This window comes from Pseudomonas sp. NPDC090201 (genome assembly GCF_044746825.1).
GTDB lineage: Bacteria > Pseudomonadota > Gammaproteobacteria > Pseudomonadales > Pseudomonadaceae > Aquipseudomonas > Aquipseudomonas putida_AD.
In genome coordinates this window covers 45,152-68,333 of the sequence record NZ_JBIVCX010000008.1, presented here as the reverse complement: position 1 = coordinate 68,333, position 23,182 = coordinate 45,152, and the positions used below count along the sequence as shown (strand labels likewise).

Genomic DNA, 23,182 nt, shown 5'->3' with positions numbered 1-23,182 from the left:
GGAAAAAGGACGTGACCATGTTGCCGCTCAGGCACACGCTGACATCGCTGCTTGCCGGTCTGTTCTTGTTGCCATCGATGGCGGTCGTAGCGGCAGGCAAATGTGATCGCCTGGTCGTGACCGGCAGCCCCGATGCGCCACCCTACATGTGGCGCGATCCGCAAGACCCCGCGCATCTGATGGGCGCCAACGCCGACCTGCTCAAGGAAGCGGCGGGGCAGATGGGCATCAAGCTGGAATTCCTGTTCGCCGGCAAGCGCAGCCAGGCCCTGGAAGAGGTGCGCACCGGGCGAATGGACCTGCTCGCCGACACGCCGTTGAAATCGTCGGAGCTGGAGTCTCTGGATTTCATTCATCCGCCCATCGCGCAAAACGAGATCATGGTCTGGACCCGGGCCGGGCGGCCACAGCCGTTCAATTCCCTGGCCGATCTGCAAGGCCATCCTGGCGCCATTTCCGAGAAAACCCGGGTGACGTCGGCGTTTGAAAACGCCATCAAGGATCACCTGACCCTTGAGAAGCAGCCGAACCTGACCCAGGCCTTTCAGAAGCTGATGCTGGGGCAGGTCGAATTTGTACTGGCCGGTCGATATGCCGGCATGGCGTTGACCCAGACCTTGGGGATGTCCAGGGATTTGCTGGCGCAACCGCTGCCGCTGGACAGGCCGGGGCTGTACCTGGCGCTGTCGTTCAACTCGGCGTGCAATGACCCCTGGTTGCGCGGACAGCTGGCGAAAAAAATGACAGAATTGGCAGCTTCCGGTCGCTCGAACGAAGCCGTCACCCGCAATCTGGAGCTATGGAAGGCCCAGCTGCAACAGCCGACCAGCGCCACACATCAGTAGGAATGTTTTTTTGAGCTTTCTTTTCAGAACCAGACCTTTACTCGCCGCCATGGCGCTCGCTTCGTTGTTCGGTTGCGCCAACGATCCGGCTCCCAACGAACAACTGAAACTGACCGAGCAGGCCGTGGCCCAGGCTACGGCGGTCGGCGCCACCGACGATCAGCCGGACATGGCCACCGCGCAGTCCAAGCTGACCCAGGCGCAGGCCGACATGGCCGACAAATCCTACAAGGACGCCCGCATGCAGGCTGAGCAGGCCGAACTGGACGCGCGTCTGGCAGAAGCTCGCGTGCTGACCGAAAAAAGTGCCGAGCAACTTGCCCAGGTGAACGCTCGCCTCGAACGCCTGCGCAAGCAGTTGGGGGCGGCACAATGAATCGTATTCCACGGGTCTTGAGTGTGTGCCTGTTGCTGACCAGCGCCGGGCTGTACGGCTGCGCCGGCCATCAGAACAGCGAGAAGGCGTTGCAGGGTGCCAGCGCCGATTTCCAGAAAGTGAAGAACGACACCAACGTCTTGCGCAGCGCGCCCAAGGACGTGATCCGTGCCGGTGAATTGCTGGGCCGTGCCGAACGGCTGTCCAGCTACATTGGCAGTGGTGATGATGTGAGTCACTACGCGTATCTGAGCAGTCGCTACAGTGCGATTGCCACCGAGCACAGTCAGTTGCTGCTCAACCAGGAAAAGCTTGCCCGCCTTGAGCTTGAACGCCAGCGCCTGCAACTGGCATTGCGCGAAGCCAAGCTGGCCGGCGCCCAGCAGCAGGGCAAATGGGCGGAGGATCAGGTCATCAGCCTGTCGACCCAGCAGAACGAGCGGGGCCTGGTCATGACCCTGGGTGACATGCTGTTCGACACCGGTCGTGCCGAACTGAAAAGCTCGGCCAATCGCACGGTGCTCAAGGTCGTGCAGTTCCTGCAGTTCAACCCCAAGCGCGTGGTGCGCATCGAGGGTTACACCGACAGCACCGGCGACAGCCAGGAGAACCTGCAACTGTCTCGCGATCGCGCGCAATCGGTGGCCGACGTGCTGTCCGATCTGGGCATCGAGGACGAACGCATTCAGGTCGAGGGTTACGGCGATCAGTTTCCGGTGGATGTGAACACCTCGGAGCGTGGCCGGGCGCAAAATCGTCGGGTCGAAATCGTGTTTTCGGATGAAAAAGGCAAGCTGAGCGCCGCTCGCTGACATTTATTTTTCACCGAGCCCGGCTTTTTTCGAAAAGCCGGGCTTTTTTGTGCGCGAAAGGCCGGTTGTTTGGCGTATATGCCGTATGAAATTTTTCATCAAACTGAAGTATGACTAGCCGATGAATCAACTGTCCCCGTACACTTATCAACTGTTCTGGTGATCTTTTCCTGTCGATCACCGCCCTGTGCTCAGAATGGCCGTGAAAGAGTGGAATCGAGGGACGCGAAATGACCAATCTTCTGCTGTATCAACGTATCGCCCAGCAGTTGGCTGAGGATATTCGTCGGGGTGTGTACCAGCCAGGCGAGCGCGTGCCTTCGGTGCGAAAAATGAGCTCCCAGCTCAATGTCAGCCATGCGACGGTGCTTCAGGCCTACGCCAATCTCGAAGACCAGGGGCTGATTCGTGCACGTCCGCAGTCCGGCTATTACGTTCACCAGACCCCCGCGCTGACGGCGCCAACCCCGGATATCGCTCGGGTCGAGCGGCCCGGCCTGGTCACTCGCGCCAGCATCATCCAGCAGGTGCTGGTCGAAGCGCGTCGTGAAGGGGTGTTCGCCTTTGGCGCAGCCGTCCCGCACATCGACTACCTGCCGCTGCGCGCGCTGCATCAGCAGTTGGCCAAGGTCACGCGATTCCAGAGCCCGCGGGCGTTCAACTACATGTTCAGCCCCGGTTTCGAGCCGCTGCGCCGCCAGGTCGCGATCCGCATGCGCGACGCAGGCGTGGTGGTTGATCCCTCTGAAGTGGTGATCACTCACGGTTGTGTCGATGCCTTGCAGATGTCGCTGCGGGTGCTGACCAGCCCGGGTGACCTGATTGCCGCCGAATCGCCGACGTATTACGGCTTGCTACAGTTGGCCGACCTGCTGGGCCTGAAAGTGATCGAGATCCCGAGCGATCCGAACACCGGCATCAGCCTTGAGGCACTCCAATTGGCTGCCAACCAGTGGTCGATCAAGGCGCTGGTGATGACCTCGCGCCTGAGTAATCCGCTGGGCAGCACCATGCCCGAGGAGCGCCAGAAACAACTGCTGCGCCTGGCGTCTGACTTCGACATTCAGGTGATCGAAGACGATATCTACGGCGAATTGATGTATGAGCAGAACAAGACCAAGGCGCTGAAGGCTTTCGATCGCCTGGGGCGGGTCATCTACTGTTCGAGCTTTTCCAAGACGCTGTCCCCGGGTGTGCGCATTGGCTGGATGATTGCCGGCAAATATCAGGCGGAAATCCAGCGTTTGCAGACCTTCAGCACCCATTCGGCGTGCAGCGTGACGCAGATGGCGGTGGCGTCCTACCTGGAGAACGGTGGCTATGACCGGCATCTGCGCTACATCCGCCAGGAGCACCGCAAGAACGTCAGTGCGTTCCAGTTGGGGGTGCAGCAGATGTTCCCTGAAGGCACGCAGATCAGCCGGCCTGCCGGTGGTTTCATCCTCTGGATCAGTCTGCCGGGGCGGGTGAACACCCAGGAACTGCATGTGCGCGCACTGGAGCAGGGCATCAGCGTGGCGCCGGGCCTGATTTTCAGCAACACAGAGCAGTTCAACCACTGCATTCGTCTAAACTGTGGGTTGCCGTGGAACCGCGAAGCGGAGAGGGCGCTGATGACCCTGGGCATGCTCGCCAAGCAGCTGTGCCAGGACGCCGGTCAATCCTGGTGAACTCTGCGGGCTGAACGTTTTTCACACCCTCAAGAGGCCGGCTGACAGGTCCTTCACTTGTCACCGGCCATGCAAAGAGCCAGCATATCGGCTCCTGCCTTTTTTCTGCCGTTTGATTTATGAATTCACTACGCTGTGCCGGATTGATGTTGGTGGTATTGCTCAGTGCCTGTGACGCTGACAAACCGCCTGCGCCACCGCCCAAAGTCACCGCTGCCGCGCCTGTCGCGCCTGCTGCAGCGCCCGTTGTCACGCCTGAGGTCAAGCCTGAGCCTGCCGCGGCTGTTGCGCCGCAGCCTGCCGCCCCGGAGAAGCCGGCGGACGTGGTCCATCACCTTGCGCCCAATGTCGGGGTCGTGCCTGTGGTCGCGGCGAGCAAGCCGGATCCGGTCAAGCCCAACCCTGCGAAGAAGATCACCACGCCGGCCAAGGCTGCGGCCGTGGAGCAGAAAACCCCAAGTGCGAATGCCAAATCCGCCAAGGTCAAAGCGGATAATGCCGCCGTGGCTAACCGTGCGCCGGTTGCCAGCAAGACCAAGCCTGCCTCCCAGGTGGTCAAGGAAACCAGGCTGCCCAAGGCTGCTCTGGACCTGAGCTTGCCGCCTGACATGGTCAAGCAGCTGACGCCGCCGCCTAACGTGATCACTGCGGGCAACAAGGCCAAGTCCACGCCTGGCGGGGGCAAACCGCTGTTGCCGAAGATGTTCCCCGATGCTGGCAGTGATTCGGACTTCCAGTTGCAGGGTCGGTTGTTGAGCAATGAAATGGAGTTGCAGCTTCGCAACGAGGCGCGCAAGGAAGTGGACGGCGCAGCGCTGGACTTCAAATTCAAGCAGTGACCTGGCGTCGGCTGGTCCTTAATCCTTCATTTTCAAACGCGCGTTTTAGCGGGTAAGATCCTGTCAACTTTCACTGCCTCTCAAGAGGATGTTTCCATGGATTGCCGTCCGGGCTGTGGCGCATGCTGCATTGCGCCTTCGATATCCTCGCCGATTCCCGGCATGCTGTTGGGCAAGCCGGCCGGCGTGCGCTGCGTGCAGCTCTCGGATGACAGGTATTGCCTGATCTTCGGGCAGCCTGACCGGCCAGCGGTGTGCGGCGGGTTCGCCGCCGATCCGGAAGTCTGTGGCAGCAGTTCCGAGGAAGCGATTCGCTTGATCGGGTGGTGGGAGCAGGCCACTTCCGTCGCCTGATGGGCGAGGAGGGGAGCCGATCGAGGCATCTGAAACGACACCTGAACTGCAGACAATAAGGAATAAGACAATGGGTTCGCTGTACCGGATTGCGTTTGGAGTTGGCTTGACTGTACTGGTCGCCGGGGCTGCACAGGCCGATGACTGGAAGGTCGCCAAGAACGAGGACGGCATCAAGGTTTCTCTCAGTGACGTCGCGGGCTCCCAGTACAAGGCCTATCAGGGCGTGACCACCATCAAGGCCAGTGTCGCCAAACTGCGCGGCCTGCAGGAGGATGTGGCGGGTGCCTGCGCCTGGGTTCACGAGTGCAAGTCGCAGAAGGTGCTCAAGCATGAGGGCGACAAGACCTGGACCTACACCCAGTTCAACACCCCGTGGCCGGTGACGCCGCGTGATTCGGTGCTGCAGATCACCACGGTCGAAGGCGCTGATGGTAGCCTGACTCGTAACCTGCTGGGCCAGCCGACCTACATCCCTGAAGAGAAAGGCTTCGTGCGCGTCGCCCAGGTGGAGGGTTTCTGGAAGCTGGTGCCCAAGGGCCCGAACGAGACTGAAGTGACCTATCAGGTGCACACCGAGCCAGGTGGCAGCGTGCCGTCGTGGCTGGCCAACAAGTTCGTGGTCGATGCGCCGTTCAACACCCTCAAGGCGCTCAGGGAGCGTGCGATGAAATGATCGGGTGACCGATACAATTTCTGCGGGAATGAAAAAAGGCTGCCACTGGCAGCCTTTTTTGCGTCGCTCGAAACTTACTTGCGTTCGGCCAGTGGCACGATGTCGCGAGCTTTTTCGCCGGTGTACAGTTGGCGCGGACGGCCGATCTTGTACGGGCTGGAGAGCATTTCCTTCCAGTGCGAGATCCAGCCGACGGTACGCGCCAGGGCGAAGATCACGGTGAACATGCTGGTCGGAATGCCGATCGCCTTCAGGATGATGCCCGAGTAGAAGTCGACGTTCGGGTACAGCGAGCGCTCGATGAAGTACGGATCGGTCAGGGCGATCTCTTCCAGGCGCATCGCCAGTTCCAGCTGCGGGTCGTTGGTGATGCCCAGCTCGCGCAGGACTTCGTCGCAGGTCTGCTTCATCACGGTGGCGCGCGGGTCGCGGTTCTTGTAGACGCGGTGACCGAAGCCCATGAGCTTGAACGGATCGTTCTTGTCCTTGGCCTTGGCGATGAACTTGTCGATGTTCGAGACATCGCCGATTTCATCGAGCATGGTCAGTACGGCTTCGTTCGCACCGCCGTGGGCAGGGCCCCACAGTGCAGCGATGCCGGCGGCGATACAGGCGAACGGGTTGGCACCCGAGGAGCCCGCCATGCGCACGGTGGACGTCGAGGCGTTCTGTTCGTGGTCGGCGTGGAGGATGAAGATCCGGTCCATGGCCTTGGCCAGCGTCGGGCTGATCGGTTTGATCTCGCACGGCGTGTTGAACATCATGTGCAGGAAGTTTTCCGCATAGCTCAGGTCGTTGCGCGGGTACATCATGGGCTGGCCCATGGAGTACTTGTAGACCATCGCGGCCAGGGTCGGCATCTTGGCGACCAGGCGGATCGCGGAGATTTCGCGGTGCTGCGGGTTATTGATGTCCAGCGAGTCGTGGTAGAACGCCGACAGGGCGCCGACGACGCCGCACATGACGGCCATCGGGTGGGCATCACGACGGAAGCCGTTGAAGAAGGTCTTCAACTGCTCGTGCACCATGGTGTGGTTCTTCACGGTGACGACGAATTGGGCTTTCTGCTCGGCAGTCGGCAGTTCGCCGTTGAGCAGCAGGTAGCAGGTTTCGAGGTAGTCGGACTGCTCGGCCAGTTGCTCGATCGGGTAGCCACGGTGCAGCAGAATGCCGTTATCACCGTCGATGTAGGTGATCTTGGATTCGCAAGAGGCGGTCGACATGAAGCCTGGGTCGAATGTGAAGCGTCCGGTGGCGGTCAGGCCGCGTACGTCGATTACATCGGGACCAACTGTGCCGGTCAGAATGGGCAGCTCGACGGGGGCAGCGCCCTCGATGATCAACTGCGCTTTTTTGTCAGCCATGTGGCCTCCTAATTATGCTTCAAATCATCAGACAGGCCCCCCACGCAGGGCCCGCATCACTATAGTGAGATAAATTCTAAAGTCAATTTGCCAAAAGTCTTGTGGCAGAAGGCTTTAAGCCGAGGTTTTCCGCGAAATTACCTGCCATTTACGCCTTTTATTCCACTAATGCAATCCGCCATTAGGGGAGGGCTGGTGCGTTGTCATTAGGCGGCTAACTGTCTATACTCGGCGTCCGACCGCCAGGGGCTTTCAGGCCCGGTTTTCTGGGGTTGGTCACTTCCTGGGTAGTGGGTACCTGACCAGTGCACTTCCCAACAACTTGCCCTGATTGTTAGGGGCTCTTCAGTGTGAAAAAAAGCCGTGAAAAGCCAACGACCTGTAAACCTAGACCTAAGGACCATCAAACTCCCCATCACAGCGATCACGTCGATCCTTCATCGCATCTCCGGCATCATTCTCTTTGTCGGCGTCTTCTTCATGCTTCTGGCATTGAGCAAGTCGCTGGGTTCTGAAGAGGGCTTCGCCGATGTGAAGGCGACCTTGACCAGTCCGCTGGCCAAGTTCATCGCATGGGGGCTTCTGTCTGCCCTGTTGTATCACCTTGTGGCAGGTGTTCGTCACCTGATCATGGATACGGGTGTCGGTGAGACGCTGGAAGGCGGAAAGCTGGGCTCGAAAATCATCATCGCCATCTCCGTGGTGCTGATCATTCTGGCGGGAGTTTGGATATGGTAACCAGCGTTACGAACCTGTCTCGTTCGGGCCTCTACGACTGGATGGCGCAGCGCGTCTCCGCAGTAGTGCTCGCGGCTTATTTCATTTTCCTGATCGGGTACCTGGTCGTGCACCCTGGCATCGACTATGCCACGTGGCACGCTCTGTTCTCCCACGTAGGGATGCGCATCTTCAGTCTGCTGGCCCTCGTTGCCCTCGGCGCTCACGCCTGGGTCGGCATGTGGACCATCGCGACCGACTACCTGACTCCGATGAGTTTCGGCAAGTCCGCGCTGACTGTGCGTTTCCTGTTCCAGGCTGTATGCGGCGTTGCGATGTTCGCGTACTTCGTCTGGGGTGTGCAGATTCTTTGGGGTATCTGATTCATGGCTAGCATTAATACAATCTCCTTCGACGCCATCATCATCGGTGGCGGCGGTGCGGGCATGCGCGCTGCCTTGCAGCTGGCTCAGGGCGGCCACAAGACCGCCGTAGTCACCAAGGTCTTCCCGACTCGCTCCCACACCGTATCCGCCCAGGGCGGCATCACCTGCGCCATCGCTTCGGCCGACCCGAACGACGACTGGCGCTGGCACATGTACGATACCGTCAAGGGTTCCGACTACATCGGTGACCAGGACGCTATCGAATACATGTGTCAGGAAGGTCCTGCCGCGGTCTTCGAACTGGACCACATGGGTCTGCCGTTCTCGCGTACCGAAACCGGCCGTATCTACCAGCGTCCGTTCGGTGGCCAGTCCAAGGACTTCGGCAAAGGCGGTCAGGCTGCACGTACCTGCGCGGCCTCCGACCGTACCGGTCACGCACTGCTGCACACCCTTTATCAGGGCAACCTGAAAGCGGGCACCACGTTCCTGAACGAGTACTACGCTGTCGACCTGGTGAAGAACTCGGAAGGCGCCTTCGTCGGTGTCATCGCGATCTGCATCGAAACCGGCGAGACCATGTACATCAAGTCCAAGGCGACTGTACTGGCCACCGGCGGTGCTGGCCGTATCTACGCCTCGACCACCAACGCCCTGATCAACACCGGTGACGGTATCGGCATGGCGCTGCGTGCAGGCGTTCCGGTCCAGGACATCGAAATGTGGCAGTTCCACCCGACCGGCATCGCCGGCGCAGGTGTACTGGTCACCGAAGGTTGCCGCGGTGAAGGCGGTTACCTGATCAACAAGCACGGCGAGCGTTTCATGGAGCGTTATGCTCCGAACGCCAAGGACCTTGCAGGTCGTGACGTCGTTGCACGTTCCATGGTCAAAGAGATCATCGCCGGCAACGGCTGTGGCCCTAACGGCGACCACGTGATGCTCAAGCTCGACCACCTGGGCGAGGAAGTGCTGCACAGCCGCCTGCCAGGCATCTGCGAGCTGTCCAAGACCTTCGCACACGTTGACCCGGTGGTTGCTCCGGTTCCTGTGGTTCCAACCTGCCACTACATGATGGGCGGCGTTGCCACCAACATTCACGGCCAGGCCATGACCATGGACGCCGAAGGCAACGACCAGGTCATTCCTGGCCTGTTCGCAGTCGGTGAAGTGGCGTGCGTCTCGGTTCACGGTGCCAACCGCCTGGGCGGCAACTCGCTGCTCGACCTGGTGGTATTCGGTCGCGCTGCCGGCCTGCACCTGGAAAAAGCGCTGACCGACGGTATCGAATACGCCGACGCCAGCGACACCGACATCGAAGTTGCACTCAACCGCCTGAACAGCCTGAACTCCCGTGCCGATGGCGAAGACGTCGCCACCCTGCGCCGCGAGCTGCAGAGCTGCATGCAGAACTACTTCGGTGTGTTCCGTACCGGCGAATACATGAAGAAGGGCATCGAGCAACTGGCCCAACTGCGTGCACGTATCGCCAACGTGAAGATCAACGACAAGTCCCAGGCCTTCAACACCGCGCGTATCGAAGCGCTGGAGCTGCAGAACCTGCTGGAAGTCGCTGAAGCGACCGCCATCGCGGCCGATACCCGTACCGAGTCCCGCGGCGCCCACGCCCGTGAAGACTTCGAAGACCGCGACGACGTCAACTGGCTGTGCCATACCCTGTACTACCCGGGTGAAAAGCGGGTTGCCAAGCGTGCAGTCAACTTTGCGCCGAAGACCGTTCCGGCGTTCGAACCAAAAGTACGGACTTACTAAGGGTGGCTGCTATGTTGAAAGTCGAAGTTTATCGTTACAACCCCGATACCGACTCGGCGCCTAAAACCCAGGTGTTCGACGTTGATACCGGTGGCAAGGATCTGATGGTCCTGGACGTACTGGCGCTGATCAAGGAACAGGACGAGGGCTTCTCCTATCGTCGTTCCTGCCGTGAAGGCGTCTGTGGTTCCGACGGCATGAACATCAACGGCAAGAACGGCCTGGCGTGCATCACGCCGCTGTCCGCCGTGGTCAAGAACAACAAGCTGGTGGTGCGTCCGCTGCCTGGCCTGCCTGTTATTCGTGACCTGGTCGTCGATATGAGCATCTTCTACAAGCAGTACGAGAAGGTGAAGCCATTCCTGCAGAACGACACGCCGGCTCCGGCCATCGAGCGTCTGCAGTCGCCGGAAGAGCGTGAGAAGCTGGACGGTCTGTACGAGTGCATCCTGTGCGCTTGCTGCTCCACGAGCTGCCCGTCCTTCTGGTGGAACCCTGACAAGTTCCTGGGTCCGGCCGCGATCCTGCAAGCCTATCGTTTCCTGGCTGACAGTCGCGACAACAAGACTCAGGAGCGTCTGGCTGCGCTGGATGATCCGTTCAGCGTGTTCCGCTGCCGCGGGATCATGAACTGCGTCAACGTTTGCCCGAAAGGCCTTAACCCGACCAAGGCCATCGGTCACGTTCGACACATGCTGCTGACCAGTGGTGTCTGAGTTCGTTGCACCTGTAGCACCGATGTATCTGTAAATGTTGCACCCGTAAACGCTGCGGCGCAGGCTTCAACCGGCGCCGTAGTTTTAACCTGAGCAGTGGCCGTACGGCTTCGGCTCTTATTTTGAAGAAATGAGACCAGCAGGGGCATCCGGGCTGGTACCCGGGCTATCAGCGTGATCCTTGGCGACTTGCTACAGTCAGCGATTCGATACATTCGCTGCATGGACTGTTCAAGCCTGCGACGGTGTGCACGCCGGTGGTGTCCCCTAACCGAGGGTGACCAAGCATGCAAGAAAGCGTGATGCAGCGCATGTGGAACAGCGCCCACCTTTCAGGTGGTAACGCTGCCTATGTGGAAGAGCTCTATGAGCTCTACCTGCACGACCCTAACGCTGTGCCAGAAGAATGGCGCACCTACTTTCAGACGCTGCCAGCCGATGGCGGCGCTGCCACCGATGTATCGCACTCTACGGTTCGCGATCATTTCGTGTTGCTGGGCAAAAACCAGCGCCGCGCTCAACCGGTCTCCGCCGGTAGCGTGAGCAGCGAACACGAGAAGAAGCAAGTCGAAGTGCTGCGACTGATCCAGGCATTCCGTATGCGCGGCCATCAGGGTGCGCAACTCGATCCTCTGGGCTTGTGGAAGCGTACTGCGCCAGCTGACCTGTCGATCAACCATTACGGTTTGACCAACGCTGACCTCGATACCACATTCCGTGCCGGCGACCTGTTCATCGGCAAGGAGGAGGCGAGCCTACGCGAAATCGTCGACGCTTTGCAGAAGACATATTGCCGCACCATCGGCGCCGAGTTCACGCACATCGTCGATTCCAACCAGCGCAACTGGTTCATGCAGCGCCTCGAAAGCGTGCGTGGCCGTCCAGCTTACCCTGCCGAGATTCAGAGCCACCTGCTCGAGCGCGTCACCGCGGCAGAAGGTCTGGAGAAGTACCTGGGCACCAAGTACCCGGGCACCAAGCGTTTCGGTCTGGAAGGCGGCGAAAGCCTGATCCCGATGCTCGACGAGCTGATCCAGCGCTCCGGTTCCTACGGGACCAAGGAAGTCGTGATCGGCATGGCCCACCGTGGCCGTCTGAACGTCCTGGTCAACACCTTCGGCAAGAACCCGCGCGAGCTGTTCGACGAGTTCGAAGGCAAGAAGAAGGTCGAGCTGGGCTCCGGTGACGTGAAGTACCACCAGGGCTTCTCGTCCAACGTGATGACCGCAGGTGGCGAAGTTCACCTGGCGATGGCGTTCAACCCGTCGCACCTCGAGATCGTCTCCCCGGTGGTCGAAGGTTCCGTGCGCGCTCGTCAAGACCGCCGCAACGACGCCACTGGCGAAAAAGTACTGCCGATTTCCATCCACGGTGACGCTGCGTTCGCAGGTCAGGGCGTGGTCTTGGAAACCTTCCAGATGTCGCAGACCCGCGGCTTCAAGACTGGCGGCACGATCCACATCGTGATCAACAACCAGGTCGGCTTCACCATCAGCAACCCGCTGGACTCGCGTTCTACCGAGTACGCCACCGACGTTGCCAAGATGATCCAGGCGCCGATCCTGCACGTGAACGGCGATGACCCTGAAGCGGTCATGTTCGTGACCCAGCTGGCCATCGACTACCGCATGCAGTTCAAGCGTGACGTGGTGATCGACCTGGTCTGCTACCGTCGTCGCGGCCACAACGAAGCTGACGAACCAAGTGGCACCCAGCCGCTGATGTACCAGCAGATCGCCAAGCAGCGCACCACCCGTGAGCTGTATGCCGACGCACTGGCTGCATCGGGCGTGCTCGACGCCGCTGGCGCTCAGGCCAAGGTCGACGAGTACCGCAACGCACTCGACAACGGCATGCACGTTGTGAAGAGCCTGGTCAAAGAGCCCAACAAGGAACTGTTCGTCGACTGGCGTCCATACCTGGGCCACGCCTGGACCGCGCGTCACGACACCCGTTTCGATCTGAAGACCCTGCAGGAACTGTCGGCCAAGCTGATGGAACTGCCGGAAGGCTTCGTGGTTCAGCGTCAGGTCCAGAAGATCTACGAAGACCGCCAGAAGATGCAAGCCGGTGGCCTGCCGATCAACTGGGGTTACGCCGAGACCATGGCCTACGCCACTCTGGCGTTCGAAGGTCATCCGGTGCGTATCACCGGGCAAGACGTCGGTCGCGGTACGTTCTCGCACCGTCACGCCGTCCTGCACAACCAGAAAGATGCCACCACCTACGTGCCTCTGCAGAACCTGTATGCCGGTCAGCCTCGCTTTGACCTGTACGACTCGTTCCTGTCGGAAGAAGCGGTACTGGCATTCGAATACGGCTACTCGACCACCTCGCCAAACGCGCTGGTGATCTGGGAAGCCCAGTTCGGTGACTTCGCCAACGGTGCACAGGTCGTGATCGACCAGTTCATCACCAGCGGCGAGCACAAGTGGGGCCGTCTGTGCGGTCTGACCATGCTGTTGCCTCACGGCTACGAAGGTCAGGGTCCGGAGCACTCCTCGGCTCGTCTTGAGCGTTACCTGCAGCTGTGCGCCGAGCACAACATCCAGGTGTGCATGCCGACCACCCCGGCCCAGATCTACCATCTGTTGCGCCGTCAGGTGATTCGTCCGCTGCGCAAGCCGCTGGTCGTGCTGACGCCCAAGTCGCTGCTGCGTCACAAGCTGGCGATCTCGACCCTGGAAGATCTGGCCGAAGGCTCGTTCCAGACTGTCATCCCGGAAATCGATACCCTCGATGCCGCCAAGGTGACCCGTCTGGTGCTCTGCAGTGGCAAGGTCTACTACGACCTGCTGGAAAAACGCCGTGCCGAAGGCCGCGAAGATATTGCCATCGTGCGTATCGAGCAGCTCTATCCGTTCCCGGAAGACGACCTGATGGAGGCCATCGCGCCTTACACCAACCTGACCAACGTGGTCTGGTGTCAGGAAGAGCCGATGAACCAGGGCGCCTGGTACAGCAGCCAGCATCACTTGCGCCGCAGCATTGGCAATCACAACCGCAACCTCGTTCTCGAGTATGCCGGCCGTGATGCCTCCGCAGCGCCTGCTTGTGGCTACGCTTCGATGCACGCCGAACAGCAGGAAAAACTGCTGCAAGACGCGTTCACTGTTTAACGCCTTCGCGCACTAGAAACCGAATTAAGGAATTACAGATAATGGCTATTGAGATCAAAGCCCCCTCTTTCCCGGAATCCGTTGCCGACGGCACCATTTCCAAATGGCACAAACAGCCGGGCGAAGCGGTCAAGCGTGACGAGCTGCTGGTCGACATCGAAACCGACAAGGTCGTGCTCGAAGTTCTGGCCGAAGCTGACGGCGTGCTGGCATCCATCGTGAAAGGCGAGGGCGACACCGTCCTGTCCAACGAACTGATCGCCACCCTGGACGCAGGCGCTACCGCGTCGGCTGCACCGGCTGCCGCTGCTGCTCCGGCCGCTGCACCTGCTGCCGCGCCAGCTGCCGCTCCGTCGGCTGCTGACGAAGACGCCATCGGCGCTCCAGCTGCTCGCAAGCTGGCTGAAGAGAACGGCATCAACCTGTCCAGCGTCAAAGGCACTGGCAAAGACGGTCGCGTCACCAAGGAAGACGTCGTTGCTGCCATCGAAGCGAAGAAATCCGCTCCGGCTGCCGCACCTGCTGCCAAGCCTGCCGCTGCACCGGCTGCCGCTGCTCCTGTGTTCGCCGCTGGCGATCGCACGGAGAAGCGCGTACCGATGACTCGCGTTCGTGCCACCGTTGCCAAGCGTCTGGTCGAAGCCCAGTCGAACATGGCGATGCTGACCACGTTCAACGAAGTCGACATGACCGAAGTCATGGCCCTACGTTCGAAGTACAAGGATCTGTTCGAGAAGTCCCACAACGGCGTACGCCTGGGCTTCATGTCGTTCTTCGTCAAGGCTGCCACCGAAGCGCTGAAACGCTTCCCGGCTGTCAACGCGTCGATCGACGGTTCCGACATCGTCTACCACGGCTATGCGGACGTCGGCGTTGCCGTCTCCAGCGACCGTGGCCTGGTGGTTCCGGTGCTGCGTAACGCCGAGCAGATGAGCCTGGCTGAAATCGAAGGCGGCATCGCCACCTTCGGCAAGAAAGCCCGTGACGGCAAACTGTCCATCGACGAGATGACTGGCGGTACCTTCACCATCACCAACGGTGGTACCTTCGGTTCGATGATGTCGACCCCGATCGTCAACCCGCCACAAGCCGCTATCCTGGGCATGCACAACATCATTCAGCGCCCGATGGCGATCAATGGTCAGGTTGTCATCCGCCCGATGATGTACCTGGCGCTGTCCTACGATCACCGCCTGATCGACGGCAAAGAAGCTGTGACGTTCCTGGTGACCATCAAGAACCTGCTGGAAGATCCGGCTCGTCTGTTGCTGGACATCTGATGAAGCAGCCGCAAGTTGCAAGCCACAAGCTTCAAGCCAGAAGCGGCCCGGTGTGCAGCTTGCGGCCAGTAATTCGCATCCAATGAATAAGTCGTGAGTCTGAACTGCAGATCACCGCAGATCAGCTTGCAGCTTAATGCTTGCAGCTAGAGAGGAACTCTTAGTTATGTCCCAGAAATTCGACGTGGTAGTGATTGGCGCAGGCCCTGGCGGTTATGTTGCCGCCATCAAGGCTGCGCAACTTGGTCTCAAGACTGCCTGCATCGAGAAGTATCAGGATAAAGAGGGCAAGCTGGCTCTCGGCGGTACCTGCCTGAACGTAGGCTGCATCCCGTCCAAGGCGCTGCTGGACAGCTCCTGGAAATTCTATGAAGCCAAGAACCAGTTCAACGTTCATGGCATCTCCATTTCCGGCGACGTGAAAATGGACGTACCGGCCATGGTCGGTCGCAAGTCCCAGATCGTCAAAGGCCTGACCGGCGGCGTTGCCAGCCTGTTCAAGGCCAACGGCGTGACCTCCCTGCAAGGCCACGGCAAGCTGCTGGCCGGCAAGAAAGTCGAGCTGACCAAGCCTGACGGCACCACCGAAGTCATCGAAGCCGACAACATCATCCTGGCTTCGGGCTCGCGTCCGATCGACATTCCGCCGGCTCCGGTCGATCAGAACGTCATCGTCGACTCTACCGGCGCCCTGGAATTCCAGACCGTGCCTGAGCGTCTGGGCGTCATCGGCGCTGGCGTCATCGGCCTGGAACTGGGTTCGGTATGGTCGCGCCTGGGCTCCAAGGTCACCGTTCTGGAAGCGCTGGAGAAGTTCCTGCCAGCCGCCGACGAAGGCGTTGCCAAAGAAGCTCAGAAGACCTTCACCAAGCAGGGTCTGGACATCAAGCTGGGCGCTCGCGTCACCGGCTCGAAAGTCAACGGCAACGAAGTTGTCGTGAACTACACCGACAAGGACGGTGAGCAGAACATCACCTTCGATCGCCTGATCGTGGCCGTAGGCCGCCGTCCGGTGACGACCGATCTGCTGGCCTCCGACAGCGGCGTCGATATCGACGAGCGCGGCTTCATCTTCGTCAACGATCAGTGCGAGACCAGCGTTCCTGGTGTCTATGCGATCGGTGACGTGGTCCGTGGTCTGATGCTGGCACACAAAGCCTCGGAAGAAGGCATCATGGTGGTCGAGCGCATCAAGGGTCACAAGACCCAGATGAACTATGACCTGATCCCATCGGTTATCTACACTCACCCGGAAATCGCGTGGGTTGGTAAAACCGAGCAGACCCTGAAGGCCGAAGGCGTTGAAGTCAACGTGGGTCAGTTCCCGTTCGCGGCCAGCGGCCGTGCCATGGCGGCGAACGACACCGGCGGTTTCGTCAAGGTCATCGCTGACGCCAAGACCGACCGTGTACTGGGTGTACACGTCATCGGCCCAGGCGCTGCAGAACTGGTTCAGCAGGGTGCAATCGGCATGGAGTTCGGCACCAGTGCCGAAGACATCGGCATGATGGTCTTCTCCCACCCGACCCTGTCCGAAGCACTGCACGAAGCTGCTCTGGCTGTGAATGGCGGCGCCATCCACATCCAGAACAAGAAAAAACGCTAAGAAAAAAACCACGGCGGACCGCCCGTCGTAAGCCCTGCTCGCATGGCTTACCGCGGAAGGTCCGTCGGACTCGAACTCCCGGCGGATTTCGCCCAGGCACCCCGAGTGCAGGGGCGGGGCCTTCCGGGGGAAGCGGTCACAGGTGGTGCGGCACGCTCTAGCGAGCAGCACCGAAGCGCAGTACCTAACGAAGACGGTAAAAAGCATGAATCTTCACGAGTATCAGGGTAAACAGCTGTTTGCTGAATACGGCCTGCCAGTATCCAAGGGCTTTGCAGTAGACACCCCCGAAGCAGCAGCAGAAGCGTGCGACAAGATCGGCGGAACCGAGTGGGTCGTCAAAGCCCAGGTTCACGCAGGTGGTCGCGGTAAAGCGGGCGGCGTCAAACTGGTCAAGAGCAAGGAAGACGCAGCTGCGTTCGCCGCTCAGTGGCTGGGCAAGCGTCTGGTCACTTACCAGACTGATGCCAACGGTCAACCGGTTACCAAGATCCTGGTTGAATCCTGCACTGACATCGCCAAAGAGCTGTATCTGGGCGCTGTAGTCGATCGCTCGAGCCGTCGCATCGTGTTCATGGCCTCCACCGAAGGTGGCGTGGACATCGAGAAGATCGCTCACGAAACTCCTGAGAAGATTCTCAAGGCCACTATCGACCCACTGGTTGGCGCTCAGCCATTCCAGGGTCGCGACCTGGCATTCCAGCTGGGTCTGGAAGGCAAGCAGGTTGCTCAGTTCGCCAAGATCTTCGTTGGCCTGGGCAAGCTGTTCCAGGACCACGACCTGGCCCTGCTGGAAGTGAACCCGCTGGTAATCAAGGCTGACGGCGATCTGCACTGCCTGGACGCCAAGATCAACATCGACGCCAACGCCATGTACCGTCAGCCTAAGCTGAAGGCTTTCCACGACCCATCGCAAGATGACCCACGTGAAGCCCACGCTGCCAAGTTCGAACTGAACTACGTGGCACTGGAAGGCAACATCGGCTGCATGGTCAACGGTGCTGGCCTGGCCATGGGTACCATGGACATCGTCAACCTGCACGGCGGCAAGCCAGCCAACTTCCTCGACGTAGGTGGTGGCGCTACCAAAGAGCGCGTGACCGAAGCGTTCAAGATCATCCTGTCCGACAGCAACGTCGCAGCAGTACTGGTCAACATCTTCGGCGGCATCGTTCGTTGCGACATGATTGCCGAAGGCATCATCGGCGCCGTGAAAGAAGTCGGCGTGAAAATCCCGGTCGTTGTTCGTCTGGAAGGCAACAACGCTGACCTGGGCGCTAAAGTACTGGCGGAAAGCGGCTTGAACATCATCGCTGCAACCAGCTTGACCGACGCTGCTCAACAAGTTGTCAAAGCTGCGGAGGGCAAATAATGAGCGTCCTGATCAATAAAGACACCAAAGTTATCTGCCAGGGCTTCACCGGCTCGCAAGGTACTTTCCACTCCGAACAAGCCATCGCCTACGGCACCAAGATGGTTGGCGGCGTGACTCCAGGCAAGGGTGGCACCACTCACCTGAACCTGCCGGTGTTCAACACCGTTCGCGAAGCAGTAGAGCAAACCGGCGCTACCGCCAGCGTGATCTACGTTCCGGCTCCTTTCTGCAAAGACTCGATCCTGGAAGCTGCTTTCGGCGGCATCAAGCTGATCATCTGCATCACCGAAGGTATTCCTACCCTCGACATGCTGGATGCCAAGGTCAAGTGCGACGAGCTGGGTGTTACCCTGATCGGCCCTAACTGCCCAGGCGTCATCACTCCGGGCGAGTGCAAGATCGGCATCATGCCAGGTCACATTCACTTGCCAGGCAAGGTCGGTATCGTGTCGCGTTCCGGCACCCTGACCTACGAAGCTGTGAAGCAGACCACTGACGCCGGTTTCGGTCAGTCCACCTGCGTCGGTATCGGTGGTGACCCGATCCCGGGCTCCAACTTCATCGACATCCTGAAGCTGTTCCAGGAAGACCCACAGACCGAAGCGATCGTCATGATCGGTGAGATCGGTGGTTCGGCCGAAGAAGAGGCTGCTGCCTACATCAAGGCTAACGTGACCAAGCCGGTCGTTTCCTACATCGCTGGTGTGACTGCTCCTCCGGGCAAGCGCATGGGCCATGCTGGCGCGATCATCTCCGGCGGCAAAGGCACTGCAGACGAGAAATTCGCTGCTCTGCAAGACGCTGGCGTGAAGACCGTGCGTTCGCTGGCAGACATCGGCAAGGCCCTGGCCGAGCTGACCGGTTGGGAAATGAAGAAGTAAGCATCGCTTGCTGATCATTGTCTGATCGACAAAGGCCACCTTCGGGTGGCCTTTGTGTTTTCCGGAGAAGCACATTCTGATGCGTAGGAGCGCGCTTGCCCGCGACGGCGTCAGGCCAGGCGTCACCCACCCTGTGGGAGCGGGCTTGCCCGCGAAGGCGTCAGATCAGACGGCTCGAGGTTGATTGACAGGTCGCTTTCGCGGGCAAGCCCGCTCCCACAGGGTGTGTTGAGCCAGAGAGGTGTAAGACCTTTCCGATATGCGACACGAAAGTGCAGACATCGGTCGGGGCGCCCTGTATTGGAGCGCCAAATAGGGTAGGCTACCCGCCATTTTGCGACGTCGACCCCCACAAGGGGCCACTTCGCACCCAGGGCCTGTTCTAAAAGGACGGGCAGCATTTCCCTCACCCATTGGGAAATCCTCTTCTTAATTCCGGTTCAGCAGTGTGGTTTCCTTGATGAAAGTGTTGAAAGGCCAGGACATCCTGGCGCTTGGTTTCATGACGTTCGCGTTGTTCGTTGGTGCTGGCAATATCATCTTCCCCCCAATCGTAGGCCTGCAGGCCGGTCCGCATGTGTGGATGGCAGCGCTTGGCTTTCTAGTGACTGCGGTCGGCCTGCCCGTGGTGACGGTAGTGGCCCTGGCCAAGGTCGGTGGCGCCATGGACGCCCTGAGCAGCCCCATCGGCAAGATCGCCGGCACCGTTCTGGCCGCCGTCTGCTACCTGTCGGTGGGCCCGCTGTTCGCGACGCCGCGTACCGCCACCGTGTCCTTCGAAGTAGGGCTTGCGCCGATCACCGGCGAAAGCCCGATGGCGCTGTTCCTCTATAGCCTGGTGTATTTCCTGCTGGTGTTCTGGATCTCGCTGTATCCGGGGCGTCTGCTCGACACCGTGGGCCGTTTCCTTGCGCCGCTGAAGATCATCGCCCTGGCCGTGCTGGGCATCGCCGCGTTCGCCCTGCCAGCCGGTGATATCGGCGCTGCGCAGCCTGCCTATGTGGCGGCGCCGTTCTCCCAGGGCTTCATCAACGGCTACCTGACCATGGACACCCTCGGTGCGCTGGTGTTTGGCATCGTCATCGTCAACGCCATCCGTTCCCGTGGGGTCGAGTCGCCACGGCTGATCACCCGTTACGCCGTCATTGCCGGCCTGATCGCGGGCGTGGGCCTGGCGCTGGTGTATGTCAGCCTGTTCCGCCTGGGTTCGGGCAGCCATGCGATCGCCGCAGACGCCAGCAACGGCGCGGCGGTTCTGCATGCCTACGTGCAGCACACCTTTGGCACCCTGGGCAGCGGCTTCCTGGCCATCCTGATTTCCCTGGCGTGCCTGGTGACGGCAGTGGGCCTGACCTGCGCCTGCGCCGAATACTTCAGCCGTCTGCTGCCGCTGTCCTACAAGGCGCTGGTGGTGATTCTGGCTGGCTTCTCGCTGCTGGTGTCGAACCTGGGCCTGACCAACCTGATCCACTTCTCCATCCCGGTGCTGACTGCCATCTACCCGCCGTGCATCGCGCTGGTGGCGTTGAGCTTCTGCAAGGACTTCTGGCACGTTCAGGGCCGCATCGTCGCGCCTGTGATGCTGGTGTCGTTCGTGTTCGGCATGGTCGATGCGGTGAAGGGGGCAGGGCTGGAAGGCTATCTGCCTGACGTGCTGGCGCATCTGCCGCTGAGCGATCAGGGCCTGGCGTGGCTGATCCCGTCGCTGATTACCCTGTTTGGCGCGTTCGTGATTGACCGCGTGATCGGCAAGCGCAGCGAAGCGCTGGCCTGATCTTTTCGCCGAACAAAAATAAAGCCCGCTAATGCGGGCTTTATTTTTTTGAAACTCTGGAACTTACTGCTTAGTTGGCGCAGGCGCTTGTTCGTTGGCCTCTTTGGCGCGCTCTTGAGCGGCTTCGGCGTTCTTCTGGGCAGCTTCCTGACTTTCCTTGGCGGCGTCGTTCACTTTGTCTTGAGCCTTTTGCATCGACTCTTGGGACTGCTGGGCAGCCTTGTTGGCATCCTGCTGTTTATCCTCGGATTTCTTGTCGCACGCAGCGAGACCCAAAGTGGCAGAAAGCATGAGGGCAATGGCTAAAGTCTTACGCATGGGGTGTTTCTCCTTATTGAACATCTACGTGCCTTCGAACGCCCCGTTATTGTGTTAGTTCCATTTTCGCAGCAGATATTTAAATAGTTGTTTCGCAGCTGTTACGCCTGTTCGATGGTCGTCGCAGGTTAAACGTTTACGCTGTGACAGATGTGCACGCTCTGACAAACAGTCTGACTTTATTGTTCATGAAGATGCGGCCCTCAGGTTCAGTGTGCCCTTGAAATCCATCGCCGAGCCCCCACCTTGATGACAACCCGCCGTCCAGCCTCTCTATCGCACGGCTTGGCGGCTATCCCTGTTTGTGTGGACTGATTGGAGTTTGATGACCATGAGTGTGGAAACTCAAAAGGAAACCCTGGGCTTCCAGACCGAGGTAAAGCAGCTGCTGCACCTCATGATCCATTCGCTGTATTCGAACAAGGAAATCTTCCTGCGTGAGCTGATTTCCAACGCCTCCGACGCCGTGGACAAGCTGCGCTTCGAAGCGCTGTCCCGGCCTGAGCTGCTTGAAGGCGGCGCCGAACTGAAAATCCGTGTGAGCTTCGACAAGGACGCGCAAACCGTCACCCTCGAAGACAACGGCATCGGCATGAGCCGCGAAGACGTCATTACCCACCTTGGCACCATCGCCAAGTCCGGTACGGCCGATTTCATGAAGAACCTGACGGGCGACCAGAAGAAGGATTCGCACCTGATCGGTCAGTTCGGCGTGGGCTTCTACTCGGCGTTCATCGTCGCCGACAAAGTGGACGTGTTCAGCCGTCGTGCCAGCCTGCCCGCCAGCGAAGGCGTGCATTGGTCCTCGAAAGGCGAGGGCGACTTCGAAGTTGCTACCGTCGAGAAGGCTGACCGCGGCACCCGTATCGTCCTGCACCTGAAAAAAGGCGAAGACGAATTCGCCGACGGCTACCGTCTGCGCAACATCATCAAGAAGTACTCCGACCACATCGCCCTGCCGATCGAACTGCCCAAAGAGCAGATCGCTGTCGAAGGCGAGCCTGCGCCGGTGCAGGAATGGGAAACCGTCAACCGTGCCAGCGCCCTGTGGACCCGTCCTCGCACAGAAGTGAAGGACGAGGAATACCAGGAGTTCTACAAGCACATCGCCCACGATTTCGAGAACCCTCTGAGCTGGAGCCACAACAAGGTCGAAGGCAAGCTGGAGTACAACTCGCTGCTGTACGTACCGGCCCGCGCCCCGTTCGACCTGTACCAGCGTGAAGCGCCGCGCGGCCTGAAGCTGTACGTCCAGCGCGTGTTCGTCATGGACCAGGCCGAATCGTTCCTGCCGCTGTACCTGCGTTTCATCAAGGGTGTGGTCGATTCCAACGACCTGTCGCTGAACGTTTCCCGCGAGATCCTGCAGAAAGACCCGATCATCGACTCGATGAAATCGGCGCTGACCAAGCGCGTGCTGGATATGCTGGAAAAACTGGCGAAGAACCAGCCTGAGGAATACAAGGGCTTCTGGAAGAACTTCGGTCAGGTGATGAAAGAAGGCCCGGCAGAAGACTTCGCCAACAAGGAGAAGATCGCAGGCCTGCTGCGTTTCGCCTCGACCTCCGACGAGAGCGGCGAGCAGAGCGTTTCCCTGGCCGACTACCTGGCGCGCGCCAAGGAAGGTCAGGACAAGATCTACTACCTCACCGGCGAAAGCTACGCGCAGGTCAAGAACAGCCCGCATCTGGAAGTCTTCCGCAAGAAAGGCATCGAAGTGCTGCTGCTGACCGACCGCATCGACGAGTGGCTGATGAGCTACCTGAGCGACTTCGACGGCAAGGGCTTCGTCGACGTGGCCCGTGGTGACCTGGACCTGGGCAAACTGGACTCCGAAGAGGACAAGAAGGCTCAGGAAGAAGTTGCCAAGGACAAGGAAGGCCTGATCGAGCGCCTGAAAGCCGCCCTGGGTGATGCCGTCAGCGAAGTGCGGGTCTCGCACCGCCTGACCGACTCGCCAGCGATCCTGGCCATCGGTGAGCAGGACCTGGGCCTGCAGATGCGTCAGATCCTGGAAGCCAGCGGCCAGAAGGTTCCGGATTCCAAGCCGATCTTCGAATTCAACCCGACTCACCCGCTGATCGGCAAACTGGACAACGAACAGAGCGAGGAGCGCTTCGGCGAACTGTCGCACATCCTGTTCGACCAGGCGGCCCTGGCGGCTGGCGACAGCTTGAAAGATCCGGCCGCATACGTGCGCCGTTTGAACAAGTTGTTGGTCGAGCTCTCGGTTTAAGATCGAACCCTGTCAAAACCCGCTTCGGCGGGTTTTGTCATTTGATCTCCCCCCATTCTCAAAAG

Annotated in this window: 20 protein-coding genes; 18 read left to right on the top strand and 2 right to left on the bottom strand. The window is 59.9% G+C overall.

Going from position 1 to position 23,182, the window contains the following annotated elements:
* The first annotated feature begins 17 nt into the window (after positions 1–17).
* The 7 genes from ACIPOO_RS20060 (at position 18) to ACIPOO_RS20030 (ending at position 5,572) form a co-directional block, all read left to right on the top strand.
* Positions 18–845, top strand: a complete 828-nt coding sequence (locus ACIPOO_RS20060) for a substrate-binding periplasmic protein (RefSeq protein WP_400609285.1) — start codon at positions 18–20, stop codon at positions 843–845.
* A 49-nt stretch (positions 846–894) separates the two neighbouring features.
* Entirely contained in the window at positions 895–1,221 is a 327-nt protein-coding gene (locus tag ACIPOO_RS20055) for a DUF4398 domain-containing protein (RefSeq protein WP_274131435.1), read from the top strand.
* Entirely contained in the window at positions 1,218–2,033 is an 816-nt protein-coding gene (locus tag ACIPOO_RS20050; RefSeq protein ID WP_400609283.1) for an OmpA family protein, read from the top strand. Before ACIPOO_RS20055 ends, ACIPOO_RS20050 begins: the two co-directional genes overlap by 4 nt.
* 230 nt (positions 2,034–2,263) lie before the next feature.
* On the top strand, positions 2,264–3,703 hold the full coding sequence (locus tag ACIPOO_RS20045) for a PLP-dependent aminotransferase family protein (protein ID WP_274131414.1): 1,440 nt from the start codon (positions 2,264–2,266) through the stop codon (positions 3,701–3,703).
* Positions 3,704–3,822: 119 nt separating this feature from the next.
* On the top strand, positions 3,823–4,542 hold the full coding sequence (locus tag ACIPOO_RS20040) for a translation initiation factor 2 (protein WP_400609281.1): 720 nt from the start codon (positions 3,823–3,825) through the stop codon (positions 4,540–4,542).
* 96 nt (positions 4,543–4,638) lie between these two features.
* Complete coding sequence (locus ACIPOO_RS20035) at positions 4,639–4,896, top strand: YkgJ family cysteine cluster protein (protein WP_400609279.1); 258 nt, start codon at positions 4,639–4,641, stop codon at positions 4,894–4,896.
* A gap of 70 nt (positions 4,897–4,966) precedes the next feature.
* Entirely contained in the window at positions 4,967–5,572 is a 606-nt protein-coding gene (locus tag ACIPOO_RS20030) for an START domain-containing protein (protein ID WP_400609277.1), read from the top strand.
* A gap of 74 nt (positions 5,573–5,646) precedes the next feature.
* Here ACIPOO_RS20030 and gltA read toward each other — a convergent pair whose 3' ends face one another.
* The gene (gltA, locus tag ACIPOO_RS20025; RefSeq protein WP_274131409.1) at positions 5,647–6,936 is read right to left on the bottom strand and encodes a citrate synthase; all 1,290 of its coding nucleotides are present in this window, start codon (positions 6,934–6,936) and stop codon (positions 5,647–5,649) included.
* Positions 6,937–7,299: 363 nt separating this feature from the next.
* Here gltA and sdhC point away from each other — a divergent pair, with 363 nt between their 5' ends.
* The 10 genes from sdhC to brnQ all read left to right on the top strand — a co-directional run bounded on the left by sdhC (position 7,300) and on the right by brnQ (position 20,563).
* Positions 7,300–7,674: a succinate dehydrogenase, cytochrome b556 subunit gene (gene sdhC / locus ACIPOO_RS20020; RefSeq protein ID WP_274131408.1), complete on the top strand. Its 375-nt coding sequence runs from the start codon at positions 7,300–7,302 to the stop codon at positions 7,672–7,674.
* A complete protein-coding gene (sdhD, locus tag ACIPOO_RS20015; protein ID WP_274131406.1) occupies positions 7,668–8,036 on the top strand; it encodes a succinate dehydrogenase, hydrophobic membrane anchor protein in 369 nt (122 codons plus the stop codon). The genes sdhC and sdhD overlap by 7 nt, the downstream gene beginning before the upstream one ends.
* A 3-nt stretch (positions 8,037–8,039) precedes the next feature.
* The gene (gene sdhA / locus ACIPOO_RS20010; protein ID WP_274131404.1) at positions 8,040–9,812 is read left to right on the top strand and encodes a succinate dehydrogenase flavoprotein subunit; all 1,773 of its coding nucleotides are present in this window, start codon (positions 8,040–8,042) and stop codon (positions 9,810–9,812) included.
* An 11-nt stretch (positions 9,813–9,823) separates the two neighbouring features.
* Entirely contained in the window at positions 9,824–10,528 is a 705-nt protein-coding gene (locus tag ACIPOO_RS20005) for a succinate dehydrogenase iron-sulfur subunit (RefSeq protein ID WP_274131402.1), read from the top strand.
* Between the two features lie 287 nt (positions 10,529–10,815).
* Complete coding sequence (locus ACIPOO_RS20000) at positions 10,816–13,647, top strand: 2-oxoglutarate dehydrogenase E1 component (protein WP_274131401.1); 2,832 nt, start codon at positions 10,816–10,818, stop codon at positions 13,645–13,647.
* Between the two features lie 41 nt (positions 13,648–13,688).
* Positions 13,689–14,927 (top strand): 2-oxoglutarate dehydrogenase complex dihydrolipoyllysine-residue succinyltransferase, encoded by a 1,239-nt coding sequence (gene odhB / locus ACIPOO_RS19995; protein ID WP_400609273.1) that lies wholly within the window; start codon positions 13,689–13,691, stop codon positions 14,925–14,927.
* Between the two features lie 166 nt (positions 14,928–15,093).
* On the top strand, positions 15,094–16,533 hold the full coding sequence (gene lpdA, locus ACIPOO_RS19990) for a dihydrolipoyl dehydrogenase (RefSeq protein ID WP_274131396.1): 1,440 nt from the start codon (positions 15,094–15,096) through the stop codon (positions 16,531–16,533).
* A gap of 205 nt (positions 16,534–16,738) precedes the next feature.
* Positions 16,739–17,905, top strand: a complete 1,167-nt coding sequence (sucC, locus tag ACIPOO_RS19985) for an ADP-forming succinate--CoA ligase subunit beta (protein WP_274131394.1) — start codon at positions 16,739–16,741, stop codon at positions 17,903–17,905.
* On the top strand, positions 17,905–18,789 hold the full coding sequence (sucD, locus tag ACIPOO_RS19980) for a succinate--CoA ligase subunit alpha (RefSeq protein ID WP_274131393.1): 885 nt from the start codon (positions 17,905–17,907) through the stop codon (positions 18,787–18,789). Before sucC ends, sucD begins: the two co-directional genes overlap by 1 nt.
* Positions 18,790–19,249: 460 nt before the next feature.
* Positions 19,250–20,563 carry a branched-chain amino acid transport system II carrier protein gene (gene brnQ / locus ACIPOO_RS19975; protein ID WP_274131392.1) on the top strand — a complete coding sequence of 438 codons (1,314 nt, stop codon included), beginning with the start codon at positions 19,250–19,252 and terminating at the stop codon, positions 20,561–20,563.
* A gap of 63 nt (positions 20,564–20,626) precedes the next feature.
* Here the strand turns inward: brnQ and ACIPOO_RS19970 are convergent, their stop codons facing one another.
* The gene (locus tag ACIPOO_RS19970) at positions 20,627–20,881 is read right to left on the bottom strand and encodes a hypothetical protein (RefSeq protein ID WP_074753404.1); all 255 of its coding nucleotides are present in this window, start codon (positions 20,879–20,881) and stop codon (positions 20,627–20,629) included.
* Positions 20,882–21,212: 331 nt separating this feature from the next.
* Here ACIPOO_RS19970 and htpG point away from each other — a divergent pair, with 331 nt between their 5' ends.
* The gene (htpG, locus tag ACIPOO_RS19965) at positions 21,213–23,117 is read left to right on the top strand and encodes a molecular chaperone HtpG (protein WP_274131390.1); all 1,905 of its coding nucleotides are present in this window, start codon (positions 21,213–21,215) and stop codon (positions 23,115–23,117) included.
* Positions 23,118–23,182: the final 65 nt, after the last annotated feature.

Coding starts and splice junctions, on each gene's coding strand:
- ACIPOO_RS20060 (WP_400609285.1), top strand. CDS start 18: ATGTTGCCGCTCAGGCACACGCTGACATCGCTGCTTGCCGGTCTGTTC.
- ACIPOO_RS20055 (WP_274131435.1), top strand. CDS start 895: ATGGCGCTCGCTTCGTTGTTCGGTTGCGCCAACGATCCGGCTCCCAAC.
- ACIPOO_RS20050 (WP_400609283.1), top strand. CDS start 1,218: ATGAATCGTATTCCACGGGTCTTGAGTGTGTGCCTGTTGCTGACCAGC.
- ACIPOO_RS20045 (WP_274131414.1), top strand. CDS start 2,264: ATGACCAATCTTCTGCTGTATCAACGTATCGCCCAGCAGTTGGCTGAG.
- ACIPOO_RS20040 (WP_400609281.1), top strand. CDS start 3,823: ATGAATTCACTACGCTGTGCCGGATTGATGTTGGTGGTATTGCTCAGT.
- ACIPOO_RS20035 (WP_400609279.1), top strand. CDS start 4,639: ATGGATTGCCGTCCGGGCTGTGGCGCATGCTGCATTGCGCCTTCGATA.
- ACIPOO_RS20030 (WP_400609277.1), top strand. CDS start 4,967: ATGGGTTCGCTGTACCGGATTGCGTTTGGAGTTGGCTTGACTGTACTG.
- gltA (WP_274131409.1), bottom strand. CDS start 6,936: ATGGCTGACAAAAAAGCGCAGTTGATCATCGAGGGCGCTGCCCCCGTC.
- sdhD (WP_274131406.1), top strand. CDS start 7,668: ATGGTAACCAGCGTTACGAACCTGTCTCGTTCGGGCCTCTACGACTGG.
- sdhA (WP_274131404.1), top strand. CDS start 8,040: ATGGCTAGCATTAATACAATCTCCTTCGACGCCATCATCATCGGTGGC.
- ACIPOO_RS20005 (WP_274131402.1), top strand. CDS start 9,824: ATGTTGAAAGTCGAAGTTTATCGTTACAACCCCGATACCGACTCGGCG.
- ACIPOO_RS20000 (WP_274131401.1), top strand. CDS start 10,816: ATGCAAGAAAGCGTGATGCAGCGCATGTGGAACAGCGCCCACCTTTCA.
- odhB (WP_400609273.1), top strand. CDS start 13,689: ATGGCTATTGAGATCAAAGCCCCCTCTTTCCCGGAATCCGTTGCCGAC.
- lpdA (WP_274131396.1), top strand. CDS start 15,094: ATGTCCCAGAAATTCGACGTGGTAGTGATTGGCGCAGGCCCTGGCGGT.
- sucC (WP_274131394.1), top strand. CDS start 16,739: ATGAATCTTCACGAGTATCAGGGTAAACAGCTGTTTGCTGAATACGGC.
- sucD (WP_274131393.1), top strand. CDS start 17,905: ATGAGCGTCCTGATCAATAAAGACACCAAAGTTATCTGCCAGGGCTTC.
- brnQ (WP_274131392.1), top strand. CDS start 19,250: ATGAAAGTGTTGAAAGGCCAGGACATCCTGGCGCTTGGTTTCATGACG.
- ACIPOO_RS19970 (WP_074753404.1), bottom strand. CDS start 20,881: ATGCGTAAGACTTTAGCCATTGCCCTCATGCTTTCTGCCACTTTGGGT.
- htpG (WP_274131390.1), top strand. CDS start 21,213: ATGAGTGTGGAAACTCAAAAGGAAACCCTGGGCTTCCAGACCGAGGTA.